The sequence below is a fragment of the Lysobacter sp. A289 genome (assembly GCF_054072675.1).
Map to the genome: position 1 here is coordinate 162550 of NZ_JBSVRN010000001.1, position 14344 is coordinate 176893.

8 protein-coding genes are annotated in these 14344 nt (G+C 64.7%); 4 read left to right on the forward strand and 4 right to left on the reverse strand.

The genetic code is table 11. From position 1 onward, the window contains the following. Position 1 precedes the first annotated feature (1 nt). Together ACW5DN_RS00790 and ACW5DN_RS00795 are read left to right on the forward strand one after the other, a co-directional pair. Entirely contained in the window at positions 2 to 1912 is a 1911-nt protein-coding gene (locus ACW5DN_RS00790; RefSeq protein ID WP_456960867.1) for a M48 family metallopeptidase, read from the forward strand. Beyond that, positions 1909 to 3258, forward strand: coding sequence for an NTP/NDP exchange transporter (locus ACW5DN_RS00795; protein ID WP_456960868.1), 1350 nt, complete (start codon positions 1909 to 1911; stop codon positions 3256 to 3258). The genes ACW5DN_RS00790 and ACW5DN_RS00795 overlap by 4 nt, the downstream gene beginning before the upstream one ends. A gap of 251 nt (positions 3259 to 3509) precedes the next feature. Here the strand turns inward: ACW5DN_RS00795 and ACW5DN_RS00800 are convergent, their stop codons facing one another. After that, positions 3510 to 5978 (reverse strand): acyl-CoA dehydrogenase, encoded by a 2469-nt coding sequence (locus ACW5DN_RS00800; protein WP_456960869.1) that lies wholly within the window; start codon positions 5976 to 5978, stop codon positions 3510 to 3512. A gap of 224 nt (positions 5979 to 6202) precedes the next feature. Between ACW5DN_RS00800 and ACW5DN_RS00805 the strand changes: the two genes are divergently transcribed. Next, entirely contained in the window at positions 6203 to 6820 is a 618-nt protein-coding gene (locus ACW5DN_RS00805; protein WP_456960870.1) for a TetR/AcrR family transcriptional regulator, read from the forward strand. Positions 6821 to 6994: 174 nt separating this feature from the next. Continuing rightward, positions 6995 to 8755, forward strand: a complete 1761-nt coding sequence (locus ACW5DN_RS00810; RefSeq protein WP_456960871.1) for a phosphoenolpyruvate carboxykinase (GTP) — start codon at positions 6995 to 6997, stop codon at positions 8753 to 8755. 51 nt (positions 8756 to 8806) lie between these two features. On the opposite strand, the gene ACW5DN_RS00815 is transcribed toward ACW5DN_RS00810, so the two are convergent. The 3 genes from ACW5DN_RS00815 to ACW5DN_RS00825 all read right to left on the reverse strand — a co-directional run bounded on the left by ACW5DN_RS00815 (position 8807) and on the right by ACW5DN_RS00825 (position 14261). Next, complete coding sequence (locus tag ACW5DN_RS00815) at positions 8807 to 10114, reverse strand: aspartyl/asparaginyl beta-hydroxylase domain-containing protein (RefSeq protein ID WP_456960872.1); 1308 nt, start codon at positions 10112 to 10114, stop codon at positions 8807 to 8809. Positions 10115 to 10225: 111 nt separating this feature from the next. Continuing rightward, a complete protein-coding gene (locus tag ACW5DN_RS00820; RefSeq protein ID WP_456960873.1) occupies positions 10226 to 13105 on the reverse strand; it encodes a TonB-dependent receptor domain-containing protein in 2880 nt (959 codons plus the stop codon). A 340-nt stretch (positions 13106 to 13445) separates the two neighbouring features. Next, a complete protein-coding gene (locus ACW5DN_RS00825; protein ID WP_456962916.1) occupies positions 13446 to 14261 on the reverse strand; it encodes an XOO1806 family protein in 816 nt (271 codons plus the stop codon). Between the last annotated feature and the right edge of the window lie 83 nt (positions 14262 to 14344).

A 14344-nucleotide genomic window follows, 5' to 3' on the forward strand; every position in this document is an offset into this window, starting at 1 on the left:
GATGAACTTTTTTGAACACCAGGCCGCGGCCCGGCGCAGCTCCACGCGCCTGGTGGTGCTGTTCGTGCTGGCGGTATTGGCCATCGTGGTCGCTGTTGACCTGCTGGTGTGGTTGTTTGTCGGCGCGCATCCCGGCGCGCTGCTGTTCTTCACCCTGGGAACGCTGGCGGTGATCGGTCTGGGGTCGCTGTACCGGTTGTCCAGTTTGAGCGGCGGTGGCGAGTCGATAGCGCTGCAACTGGGCGGGGTGCCGGTGCCCGAGGATCCCGGCGATCTGGATCTGCGACGGTTCCGCAACGTGGTCGAGGAGATCGCCATCGCCTCCGGTGTACCGATGCCGCAGTTGTATGTGCTGGAAAACGATGCCGGCATCAACGCGTTTGCCGCGGGCTACTCGTCGTCGGACGCCGTGGTCGCGCTCACCCGCGGCACCCTGGATCGGCTCAACCGCGACGAGTTGCAGGGCGTGGTGGCCCACGAGTTCAGCCATATCCTCAACGGCGACATGCGACTGAACCTGCACCTGATCGGGGTGCTGTTCGGGATATCGATGATCGCCCTGATCGGCCACAAGGTGTTGAGCTTCGGCACGATTGGCTTGCGTGGAGGCGGGCGCGGGCGCGGTGCGGGCGTGGCGGTCGGCATCATGGTCACCGCGTTTGTGGCGCTTGCGATCGGATGGATAGGCCTGTTCTTCGCGCGCATGATCCGTGCCGGTGTCAGCCGCAGTCGCGAGCGTCTCGCCGATGCCAGCGCGGTCCAGTTCACTCGGCAAACGGCCGGACTGGCGGGCGCACTGAAGAAAATCGGCGGGCTGCCCGATGGCTCGCAATTGGTATCGGCCGGCGATGCCGAGGAAGTCAGCCACATGCTGTTTGGCGAGGGATTGGCGTTTGGCGGTTGGTTCGGCTCCCTGCTGGCAACCCACCCGCCGTTGCTGGAGCGCATCCAGGTGCTGGAGCCGGGCTTCCGCGTGGATCAGCTGGATGCGCTTTCTCAACGTTGGCTGCAGCAACCGCCCAGCGGGCTCGAAGAGGATCTGCAGATGGGCCTGCACGGCGCGTCGGCGTTGCCCGCAGCCGGCGAGCAGCAACTGGATGCCGCCACCGTCTCCACCCAGGTCGGACAACCGGACCGCGATGACCATCGGCGCGCCGATGCGATCGTGACCCAGATGCCTGAACCACTGCGCGCGGTGGCACGCGACCGTGAGCGGGTCATGGCGTTGGTACTGGCCTTGTTGCTGGATCCGCGCCCCGCGATCGCCGACAAGCAGAAGGTCGAAGTCGCCGCGCGCCTTGGCAAGGCGGCTGCCGTCGACATGGCCCAGCTGCAGGGACAACTGGACACGCTGCACCCGATGTTGCGGCTGCCGCTGGCGGCGCTGGCCTTCCCGGTGTTGCGCCGCCGGCCCAGACCGCAGTTGGAGCTGTTCCTGGATGCCGCCAATGCGATGGTGTTCGCCGACGGCGACGTATCGCTGTTCGAGTACTGCCTGGGCCGGCTGCTGAGCGTGCAATTACGCGAGTCACTCGACCCCTCCCGTTATGCACGGATCGGGCGTCGCAAGCCGCGCCAGTTGAAGTCCGAGATCGCGACCTTGCTGGCGGTGGTCGCCGATGCCGGCCATGCCGACCCGGCCAGCGCCCGGCGTGCCTACCTGGCCGGTTTGCAACGAATCCTGCCGCGCGACCACGTCGCTTATGCACCGCCAGCCACCGGAGTGATCGCGCTGGAAGACGGCTGGGTGCCGCTGGATGCGTTGGACCCGTTGGCAAAGCAGCTGCTGGTCGAGGCAATCACGATCGCGATCAGCCATGACGGTCGAGTCAGTGTTGCCGAGTCCGAGTTGCTCCGGACCATTTGTGGCGTGCTGCATTGCCCGCTGCCGCCGCTGCTGGGCCGCGCGTGAACCGCCTCGACGGATTCCGTCGCCTCCATCGCTTCCGCGCTGCGCTGACCGACTCACCGCCGTTGTGGTGGTCGCTGCTGTATTTCTTCAGCCTGCTATGCGGCTACTACGTGTTGCGCCCGGTGCGCGACGCCATGGGCGCATCGGGGGACGCGGCCACGGTGTTTCCGCATTGGATGCTGGATTGGGCGCAAGGGTCGGGGTTTGCGTTGGGCGAATACACCCTGCAGATATTGTTCAGCGGCACCTTCGTGGCGATGGTGGTGTTGCAGCCGGTATATGGCGCGTTGGTGGCGCGGTTTCCGCGTCGGGTATTCCTGCCAGTCGTGTATCTGGTATTCATCGCTTGCCTGGTGGGTTTTTACTGGCTGTTCCACACCAGCGTGCCCGGCCGCGGCGGGGCATTCTTCATCTGGACAGCGGTGTTCAACCTGTTTGCCGTGACGGTGTTCTGGAGCTTCATGGCCGATGTGTTCGACAACCAGCACGCCAAGCTGGTGTACGGCTATATCGGAGCCGGCGGCACCATCGGTGCGCTGGTTGGGCCGGGGATTACCCGGTTGCTGGTGGGGACGATCGGCGTCGCTAACCTGTTGCTGGTGTCAGCCGGATTCCTCGCCGTATGCCTGCTGTGCATTCTCAAGCTGCGGCCGTGGGCGATCCGCCGCGAGCACCTGCACGGCGAGGCCGATGGTGAGAATGCGATGGGTGGTTCGGTGCTGGCGGGCTTGAAGCTGGTGTGGCAACGGCCATTGCTGCGCGCGCTGGCGATCACCATGTTCTTCGGTGTCGGCGTCGGCACCTTGCTGTACAACGAGCAGGCCGCGATCGTGAAGCAATTCTATCCGGGCGCGGAGGCGGCGACCCGTTACTACGCCACGATCGATTGGGCGGTGAACGGCTTGACCTTGTTGATCCAGCTGCTGCTCACGCGCTGGCTATTGCGACGCTACGGGGTTGCACCCGCGCTGCTGGGGCCGGCGATCGCGATCCTGCTCGGTTACTGCGTGCTGGCGGCGTCGCCGTTGCCGGTGATGGTTGCGATCGTGCAGGTGATGACCCGCGCCGGGGAATTCTCGCTGGCCAAACCCGGCCGCGAGACGCTGTATACCCGGGTCGACCGGGAGTCGCGCTACAAGGCCAAGGCGGTGATCGACACCGTGGTCTACCGCGGCGGCGACCTGAGTTTCGTCTGGTTGCACAAGGTTGTTGCCGTGTTCGGCTCGGGCGTGGTGTTCGCAACCGGCATCGTGGTTGCGCTGGGCATGACCGCCGGCGCATGGCAGGTCGTGCGCGCGCAACGTGATCTGCCCGAGGACGACGCAGCGGGGCCGCGCGAACCGTGACGTCACCTGATCGAGCACAGCCATGCCCAGGAAGACGTAAATCAGCCGCAGGTTGAGGATCTGCAAGACCGCCAGAACGCCATGTGGAATATGGCAGAACCCAGGCTGTGGATGCCGCAAAGCTGGATCAGGGTGACCGACGTCATTAGGGTGCCCTCGCTGTCTGGAGTGCTCGCGGCCGCTGGATTGCGAGTCCGGAAAAGACGACGGCGGGACCATGCCCGCCGCCGTGTTGCAATGTTTCCGCTGGTCTATGCCAAGGCCGGTTCCTGCCGGTCCTGGCGACGGTAACCGGCCGAGCGCAGTTCCTCGGTATCGAAGTCATCCACGCTGATGGTGTCGATGGTCATCTCGCGCAGCGCTTCCAACTGGCCGCGCTCGTCGGCGGTGATCCAGCCCTCGCGCACGCCTTCATCGAGTTGCTCGGCAAAGGTCAGCGATTCGATGTCGCTGTTTTTCATCGCCTTCAGGAACTTGCGCTCCACCGGCTCGGCCAGGATCGCCGCCTGCAGGTAGCTGTTGATCCGGCCGGCCGGGTTGCTTGCCATCGGGGTCAGGAAAATGCCTTCGGCGAGGCGGTCGCGCGCCGCGTTGGGCGACATCAGCAAGCTCGCGGCACGATGGCCAAGGCGATCGCTGGGCGCCTGCGCGCGGCGTCCCAACGGGAACACCAGGACCCACAGCAGCCAGCCGACGGGACGGATCGGGAAGTTGCGCAGCGCGCCGGAGAACGCAATCTCGACCTTGTGTACGGCGTTATGGAACGCCCACGCCAGCAGTGGCTGGTCGGTCTCCGGGCAGCCTTGGTCCTGGTAACGCTTGAGCAGGGCACTGGCGATGTAGAGCTGGCTGAGTACGTCGCCCAGCCGGCCCGACAGCGACTCCTTGAATTTCAGCTTGCCGCCCAACATCAGCATCGAGGTATCGGCGCACAACGCCAAGGCCGCCGAATAGCGGTTGAGCTTGCGGTAGTAGCGACGGGTGTAGACATCACCGGGAGCCTTGCCGATGCTCGCGCCGGTCACGCCGAACCACAGCGAGCGTACGGCGTTGGATATCGCGAAACCGATGTGGCCAAACAGGTTTTGGTCGAACTCGCGCACGCGCTCGGGCCCGTCCGGCAGCATCGCTGCCTTCATCTCCTTGAGTACCCAGGGATGGCACAGGATCGCGCCCTGGCCGAAGATCATCAGCGAGCGGGTCATGATGTTGGCGCCCTCGACCGTGATCGCGATCGGGGCGGCCTGCCACGAGCGACCCAGGTAGTTCTTCGGCCCCAGGATGATGCCCTTGCCGCCGTGGATGTCCATCGCATCCTGGGCTACCTGGCGGCCCAACTCGGTGCAGTGGTACTTGGCGATGGTCGACGGCACGGCCGGGTTTTCACCACGGGTGACCGCTGCCGCGGTGGATTCCGACAGCGCGCTGATTGTGTAGGCATTGCCGGCAATACGCGCCAGCGCCTCCTGCACGCCTTCGAAGCGTCCGATCGACAGGCCGAACTGCTTGCGGATGCGCGCGTACGCGCCGGTCACCACCGCACCCAGCTTGCTGCCGCCGCTGGCGGTGGAGGGCAGTGTGATGGAACGGCCGATCGACAACACCTCCACCAGCATCTGCCAGCCCTTGCCGGCCTGCGCCTCGCCGCCGATCAGCTGGCTCAGCGGGATGAATACCTCGCGGCCCTGCAACGGGCCATTCTGGAACGGGCTGTTGAGCGGGAAATGGCGACGGCCGATATCAATGCCGGCGGTATCGCGCGGCAACAACGCAAGACTGATGCCGATGTCGCGCACGTCGCCCAGGATGGCGTCGGGGTCGTACATCCGGAAGGCCATACCGATCAGGGTCGCGACCGGGGCCAGGGTGATATAGCGCTTGTCGAAGGTCAGCTTGACGCCGACCACGTTCGCGCCGTTCCAGTCGCCCATGCAGACAATGCCGAAATCCGGGATCGAGGTCGCGTCCGAGCCGGCCCACGGTCCGGTCAGCGCAAAACACGGTATTTCCCGCCCATCGGCCAACCGCGGCAGGTAGTGGTCTTTTTGTTCCTCGGTGCCGTAATGCATCAGCAGCTCGGCCGGCCCCAGCGAGTTGGGCACGCCGACGGTCGAGCTGACCACCGAGGAGATTGACGCGAGTTTCTGGATCACCTTGTGGTTGGCCAGGGCACTGAAACCCAGCCCGCCGTATTCCTTCGGCACGATCATGCCGAAGAATTTATTGGTCTTGATGAACTCCCACATCTCCGGCGGCAGGTCGGCGCGCACGTGGGTGATGTCCCAGTCGTTTGTCATTGCGCACAATTGCTCGCAGGGGCCGTCGAGGAATGCCTGTTCCTCGGCGGAGAGCCGGGGAGCCGGTTGGTCGAGCAATACGCGCCAATCGGGCTTGCCGGAGAACAGCTCACCTTCAAAACCGACCGTGCCCGCCTCCAGTGCGACCCGTTCGGTCTCCGACAGCGGCGGCAGGATCTTGGTGTAGAAGCCAAGTAGCGGGGTGGTGATGAAGGGCAGGCGGATCGGCGGCAGCAGCAACGGCACCGCGATGATGGCCAACACCAGCCCGGCAATGATGGTGGCAATGGCGTTGGCGCCCAGCAACCAGCACGCGACCAGCCCGACGGCGACCAGTGCGACCCAGACCGGCAAGCGCCATCGGTGGTATGCGGCGATTCCGCTTATCAGCAGCAGAAGGAGAAACGGGATGGCGATGCTCATGGGACGCTCCAGCGGCGGTGCGACGGGATGACCACAGACTAGTCATGAAGACGTGATGGTTGCGATCCGGCGGGCACTATCTCGGTCTGCCGGAACCGCACCATCAACATACGCTCAAGTATGGTAAACCCCGGCAACCGCTGTCAACCTCGCGCTTGCCGCGTCGATCGAGCCGCTACATACGCTTTACCGGCGGCGCCGTATGGTTGCTACACTCGACCGTCATGACCCAGACCATCACACCGCCCCCGGCCAGCGCGCCGCCCGTCAAGTCCGAGCGCAATGGCCGGCTCAGCGCCGATGATTGGGCGCAGGCCGCATTGGATGTCATCGCCGAGCAGGGCGTGGCCGCGGTCGCCGTCGAGCCGCTTGCACGCAGGCTTGGGGTCACCAAGGGTAGTTTCTATTGGCACTTCCCATCGCGCGACGCCTTGCTGGTGGCCGCGCTGGAACGCTGGGAGACGATGGAGCAGGAAACCGTCTTCGGCCAGCTCGAGGCGGTCGCCGATCCGCGTGAACGCCTGCGTGCGCTGTTCTCGATGGTGGCCCACGAGTACAAGGCGCACATTATCTATTCCGAGTTGCTCAAGGCGCTGGACCACCCGGCGGTACAGCCGGTGATTGGTCGCGTGTCCGAGCGCCGGCTCGAGTACCTGACCGCCTCGTTCCGCCAGGCAGGTATGGGGCGCAACGATGCCCAGAACCGCGCGCGGTTGGCCTATGCGGCCTACGTGGGTTTTCTGCAACTGAACCTGCAGTTGCGGCAGACGCGCCTGCAGCACGAGGACTTCGACGCCTACGTCGAGCACATGATGACGACGTTGATTCCCGACAAGTTGTAAAGATCCGCAGCATCCGGACGCCTTCCGATGGGCGTGCGCCCATACCCGATAACCAACCGGCTGGAGGCCAGTGCCGTGAACGCAATCTCCAATGATGTAATCTCCAAAAATGCCAGCTTCAATAGTGCGAGCCCCAATGATGTGCCAGTAGCGAGGGGCAGCACGCTGCAAGCATTGAATACTTGGGTCGCCGAGGTGGCTGCGCTGACCCGGCCCGACCACATCCAATGGTGCGATGGCAGCGACGCACAAAGCGATGCACTCAACGCATTGATGCAGGCCGACGGCACCCTGATCAAGCTCAACGAGCAGACCCATCCGGGCAGCTGGCTGCATCGCTCCGACCCTGATGACGTCGCCCGGGTCGAGCACCTGACCTTCGTGTGCCCGTCCAATCGTGACGATGCCGGTCCCAATAACCACTGGATGCCGCCGGCCGAAGCCCACGCCAAGATCGATGCGTTGTTTGACGGCTGCATGCAGGGGCGCACGATGTACGTGATCCCGTATTGCATGGGGCCGATCGACTCCCCACTGTCGCGCTGTGGCGTGGAGATCACCGACAGCCCGTACGTGGTCGCCAACATGCGGATCATGACCCGCATGGGCGCGCCGGCGCTGGCGCGGATCGAACGCGAGGGCGAACAAGCCGTTCGCGACGGGCGGACAGACTCGTTCGTCAAGGGCCTGCATTCGACCGGTGAGCTCGACCCCAATCGCCGCCTGATCATGCATTTCCCCGAGGAGCTGTCGATCAAGTCGTATGGCTCCGGCTATGGCGGCAACGCACTGCTGGGCAAGAAGTGCCACGCGCTGCGGATCGCCAGCCATCAGGCGAAATCGGAAGGCTGGCTGGCCGAGCACATGCTGATCCTGGGGTTGGAGAACCCGCAGGGCGAGACCCATTACATCGCTGCTGCGTTCCCGTCGGCGTGCGGCAAGACCAACCTGGCGATGCTGATCCCGCCGGAGGGCTACCGCACCGATGGCTGGAAGATCACCACTGTCGGTGACGACATCTGCTGGATGCGCCCGGGCGCCGACGGCCGGCTGTACGCGATCAACCCGGAGGCGGGCTTCTTCGGCGTCGCCCCGGGCACCTCGAAGCAGTCCAACCCCAATGCGCTGGAGTCGATCCAGTCCAACACGATCTTCACCAATGTCGGCGTGACTGCTGACAACCAGCCGTGGTGGGAAGGCCTGGGCGAGGGCGAGCCGGTCACCGACTGGCGCGGCGAGCCGTATGACGCCAGCAAACGTCCGGCCGCGCACCCCAACTCGCGTTTCACCGTGTCCGCGCGGCAATGCCCGAGCTACTCACCGGAGACCGAGAACCCGGCCGGCGTTCCGATCTCGGCGATTGTCTTCGGCGGCCGCCGGGCCTCGCTGGTACCGTTGGTGTTCGAGGCCCGCGACTGGGCCCACGGCGTGCTGGTCGGCGCCGCGATGGGCTCGGAGACCACCGCCGCCGCCACCGGCGCAGTCGGCGTGATGCGTCGCGACCCGATGGCGATGAAGCCGTTCTGCGGCTACAACTTCGCCGACTACTTCAACCACTGGCTGTCGTTCGACGCGCCTGGCGCGAAGCTGCCGAAGATCTTCCACGTCAACTGGTTCCGCAAGAGCGACGATGGCAAATTCATGTGGCCCGGCTTCGGCGACAACCTGCGGGTGCTGGAGTGGATGATCGGCCGGGTGAAGGGCGAGGCCGGTGCGGTCGAGACCCCGATCGGCTTCCTGCCCACAGACGCCGATATCAACCTTGAAGGCCTCGAGCTGGACGGTGAGGCCCGCGCCAAGCTGTTCGGCTTCGAGCCGGCCGGCTGGCAGGCCGAGTTCGCCAGTATCGGCGAGTACCTCGACGAGTACGGCCCGCGCATGCCGCAGGTGCTGAAGGACGAACAGCAGCGGATCGCAGCACGCCTGGCCGGATGAGTCCTGCGCCGTGACAACCCCGGGCCACCGGGGTTGTCTGAATTCGGCGGTTTACAGTTCTTCGCCCTTCAGGTCGGCAATTGCCGATACCAACTCGGTGACCGCGCTCTGCTCGACCGGGGTCATGTGCGGGTTCCAGACATCGAACAACAGGATCACCCGGGTCCTGTCACTGTGGTTCCACGCCTCGTGCTCGAAGGTGTCGTCGAACGTGATGCAACGGCCCTCTTGCCAGTCGTGGCGCTGGTCGGCGACGCGCAGGGTGCACTCGCCCGGGACCAGCAGCGGCAGATGGGTGACCACGCGGGTGTTGGTCACCCCGGTGTGCGGCAGGATGTGCGAGCCGGCACCCAGCACCGAGAACAGCGACTCGGGTGCATGGCCGCGTATGCGCACCGTCGGCGCTGCATCCAGGGCGGCGGCGGTCTGCGGGCAGCGCCGGCAGTTTTCTTCATTGCGTTTGCCGTGGCGGTGGAAGAACAATCCATCCCACTGGGGCTTTACGTCCGCGCGACCGCCGAGATACTGCGAGTTCATGCCCGGTGGCGGCTCGCCCAGGAACGGAACCAGGTCCGCACCGTCGGCCGCCAACACCGCAAGCAGTTCGTCGCGGATCGCATCGGTGCACGCCTCCATCTGTTCGTACCAGGGGAACAGGTCACGCGACAGGAACGGGGTCTCGGGCAGGCCGGGGAAGTACAGGAAGGTTGGTTTCTGGCTTGGCTGTTCGGGTTTGATCGTGATCTCGCCAAGGTAGCTGGACAGGCATCTGTCGACCCGTGCCATCGCCTTGGCCCCGTGCCGCTCGCGCAGCGGCGCCATCACCGCATGCAGCAGGCGTGGATAAGCGGACCTTACAATTTCGGCGGCGCGCGCGACCACCGGGCGCAGACCGGCCGGAGTAGTCTGGGCGTCGCGCCATTGCCCCTCGCGGTGAGCGGCGCTCAGCGCCCTCAGGTACTCAATGACGGATTGCCGTTGCTCGCCCAGTCGCTCCAACGCAACGCCCAGGTACAACCGCGCCACGAAATAGTCCGGAAGCTCGTCCACGGCCGGTTGCAGCACGTCCCGCGCGCGCTCCGCGTCGCCGGAGTGCAACAGTGCCACGCCCAGGTTCTTGCGGGTCGGGACATCGTCCGGCGCCACTGACAGGGCGTGCTCCAGAAGCTCCCTGGCGCGCCCGGGGTGACCTTCGGACAGCGTGTGGATAGCAATGAAATTGAGCGCCTCCACGTCGTCCGGATACGCCTGCAGCAGCGCGGTGTAGGCAGTCCGGGCGCCGGCCAGTTGCCCCGCCTCCGCTGCCCGGCGTGCGTCGACGCGATGGCTTTCGTGGGGTGTCGGGGCGGTGTTGGTCATGGTGGGCCAAGGTGCGCGGGAGTTCATGTCGATTGTACGCGACAAAAAAAGCGGCCCCGTTTCCGGGGCCGCTTCCTTCTACAGCTTGCTACAGCTTGATCGATGTACCGATCAGAACCGCTGCACGTACTCCATGTAGAGGTACTGGGAGTCCGGGATGTCGTACTGCGGGTCGAACGAGTTGGCGAACGCGTTGTATGCGGTCGGCGAACGCTTCCCGAAGACGTTGTTCACGCCCAGCTTGACGGTACCGTTCCACGGCAGGTTGTAGCGGGCCTGCACGTCGTGGTACGTGGTCGAACCGATGTGGTTGCGCGGCGCGGCGCCGTCCTCGTCGCGACGATCCTCGTCCGAGCAGAGACCATAGCCGGGGATCGGGCAAGCCTCTTCCAGACCGGAGTAGTAACGGCTGATCCAGGTCACGCCGAAATCACCCATGGTCCAGTCGAGTGAACCGTTGCCACGCAGCCGCCAGTTCGGATCGTCCTGGTAGTACATGCCGACCGCATTGGAGGGCTCGTCTTCGGGGGTGAACTTCGACTCCCACTTGGCAGTGTAGGACGCGTTCAGGCCAAAGGTGAACTGGCCGTAGGCGCCTTCCGCCATCCGGTAGTTCACGTCCAGGTCATAACCTTCAGCTTCGATCACGCTGAGGTTCTGCGGGACCAGCAGCATCTGGTCGATCTGCGAGTCTTCCGCACGGCGCGAGAACAGCGCGCAGTACGCCTGGTTACCCTCGGCGTAGCACTGGTCGAGGATATAGGCCGGCGACGGGCTCGACAGCGCATTCTCGATCTCGATGTTCCACCAGTCCAGCGAGATATCCAGGCCGGTCACATAGGACGGGCTGTATACCAGGCCCAGCGTGGTGCTGGTCGAGGTTTCCGGGCCTGCGTTCGGATTGCCACCCAGCGAGAACGGGAAGATCGTCTGGCCGAAATAGCCTTCCCCCTGGTTGGTGCGCTGGACGAAGTCGCTTGCGACGCCGTCCGCCGCGCAGTTGGCCGCGATGGTGGCTGTGCTACCGACGTAGTCCGACGAGCAGATGTCACCGAACTGGGTGTAGGTGTCGGACAAGCCGCGGAACAGCGTCTGGATCGGCGGGGCGCGGAAGCCTTCGGCCCAGTTGCCGCGGACCAGCAGGTCCTCAATCGGCTTCCACTTGAAGCCGAACTTGCTGTTGGTGGTGTCGCCGAAGTTGCTGTAATCCGAGTAGCGCGAGGCCAGGCTGACTTCCAGCAACTGGGCACCGGGCATGTCGGCCAGGATCGGGATCAACAGCTCGCCGTAGATCTCGTCGAGGTCGTACGCACCCGCGGTCGGCTGGCGGCCGTTGCCCGAGCTGTAGCCGGCGGCCACGAAGGCATCCGGACGATCGAAACCGCTTTCCTTGCGCGACTCGATACCGGCCGCGAAGCCCATCATGCCGGCCGGCAGTTCGACGATCTCGCCACTGAGGTTGGCGGTGAAGCTTTCGCTGCGGTTCTGGAAAGCGTCCTGTGCGGTGAACAGGATGTAGTCCATCTGCTCGGCCGGGACGCCGCCCGCCGGCGACAGCGGATTGAACGGCACGCAGCCTTCGATCACGGCACCCGCGGCGCCGCACTTGACGATGCCATCGGTGTCGAGGAACGACGGGCCGACGCCGAGGGCGACGTTGACCATGTTGGCGTCGCCGATCTGCGCATCTTCCTGATCGGACTTGTTGAAGTTGTAGCCGACATCCCAGTCGAAGTAGCGGTCGGCGAACTGGAAGCTGCCCTCGAGCCCGACATAGGTGTGGAAGGTCTTGACGTTCTGCTGGTAGACACGCGCCTGCTCGGTGAGACGGTGGCTCCAGGTCACGTCGCGGCCGTCACCACCGTAGAGGGGGTTGTACGGGTTGAAGTAGCTGTCGCCACTGAGCAGGGTATCGGGATCGTTGCCCAGGGCCGGACCGCCACTGAGCGGGAAGCCGGCCAACTGCTGCTCCGAGCGACGCTCGTTGTACAGCGCGTCGGCTACAAAGGTGACGTTGTCGGTGACGTCGAAGCGACCCTTCAGGTACAGCGAGGTACGGGTCTGCGGGGTCAACAGGTAGTTGTCGGCCGCGTAGTTGTAAGCGTGCTCGGAGACATTCCACGGCACGAACTCATCCAGACCATAACGCTGCTGGCCGGCCGGGCCGCTGCCGCTCGCGCCCGGGGGAACAATCAGGAAGTTGCTGAGGCTGCCGTCCGGGGCGCCGTTCCAGATCTTGCCGTTGTCGGAGAAACCGCTGTACAGCGCGGAGCCGCGGCCAAACACCGGGTCGGCCGATTGAGCGCGGTCGCTGCCCATGACCTCGCCTTCCTCGACGCGCGACAGGCTGACCACGATGTTGCTGCGGTCGTTGCTGGCGCCCAAGGTGGCTTCGATGGTGTTGCGCTCACCGTCGCCCTCGCTGAACTGGCCGATGTGGGTGCGGAACTCGGCACCTTCGTAGTTGTTACGGGTGATGATGTTGATCACGCCCGCGATCGCGTCGGAACCATAGATCGCCGAGGCGCCGTCCTTCAGGACTTCGACGCGCTCGATGATGGCGGCCGGGATGGTGTTCAGGTCGACTGAACCGCCGAGGCCGGAGACCCAGCGGCGACCATCGACCAGCACCAGGGTGCGCGAGGAACCGAGGTTGCGCAGTGCGATGTTCGAGGAGCCGTCGCCGCCATTGTTGAACGTGCGGTTGAGGGAAGCGCCGGCGGCAGAAATGCGGTTGAGCACTTCGGCGACCGAGGTCACGCCCTGCTTGGCGATGTCTTCGCGGCTGAGCACGAGGACCGGCTGCGAGGTTTCGGCATCGACCGAGCGGATGCGCGAGCCGGTGACTTCAATGCGGTCCAGGGTGGTGGCTTGTTGGCCTTCCTGGTCTGCGTCCTGCGCGAGTGCCACGCCGGAGCCGGCGAGGGTGGTAGCGCCTACGACGAGCGCGAAGGAAATCGCGTCGCGGAGTTTGGTGGTCTTGAGCGTCATGTGTGTCTCTCTCTCCAAGTCAGTCTTGGTAATTCCCATGGGAACCCGGCCGGTGATGTCAAGCGAGACGCCAAATCCGGCAAGGCCAACCGATAGTAGCTGCACACGACCAAAAATTAAAGTGTCGTTAAATTTCACCCTCATTCAGTAGCCAGTAGAATAAAAATACATCAAAAACAATGACTTACTCAATGAAAGCGGTTTGTTACGCCACCGTGACGCCTGTTCAGGTAGATGCCGAGGCAAAAAAAAATCCGATTTAATCGGATTTTTCATGCTTGGGGCGGATTTTTATCTGATCCGCAGCGCTCTCGCTCACGGCAATCGGGCTTGTTTCTGGCTAAAGGTCCTGCTCGTACCGCACGTAGGGCACGGTGCCCTCGTCTTCGTTTGCGTTGAGTGCAAACGGGTTGGAGCCGCGGGTGATCTTCTCCGCGCCTACCGTCAACCGGCCGCTCCACGGGGTACGCCAGGTCAAGCCGACCCCGAGGCCTTCCCAGCCACCGGCTTGATCGGGGGTATCGACTACCCGACCAATGATGTTGGCGCCAAAGTTGCCGTAGCCGGCGCCCACGGTCACGCTCCGGCTGTCCCAACGATCGGCCAACGCCGGTACGTCGCCGGCAGGTATCAGCCGCGCCCGCGCCCAGGTGCCGCCGATGGACACGGTGGCTTCGCTGCCGATGTTCTGCTGGCCATAAACCGTCAATGTGTTCTGGTCGAGCTGCCTGCGCGGACCGGTGGGGTTGAGCCATGCGGGCAGCGTGTCGCGACCTTTGCCCAGCGACAGCCCGAACCGGGTATCGCCTTTGCGCAGGCTGGCGCCGGCAACCGCCTGACCGGCTTGCTTGCCGTCTTCCATCGCGGCGAGCAGGCAATGGTTGGCAAGGTTGCCGATGGTGCCGGCCAAGCCGGAGCTGCGATCGCAGACCAGGCCCAGAGTGTTGCCGGCCTTCAAGCCGAACGCCGCATCCAACGTGGTACTGCCCACGCGCCAGCGCGCATCCGCAGACGAACTGCCGGTGGGTTCCAGCAACAGCAGCGCTTCGAGCTTCCCGCTGGTGTGGTTCCAGACCGGCAGGACCGTCGCGTCACGCGGTGAGTCGACCTTTGCCGATTGCGCGTGCACGCCCGTCGCCACGCCTAGGGCGAGCAGCAGGGCGAGCGGCAATCGGAGAAGTCGTTTGTCCATGGGCTCACTTTACGACCGGTTGAAGCCGGGGGAGTTCCCCGTCCCCG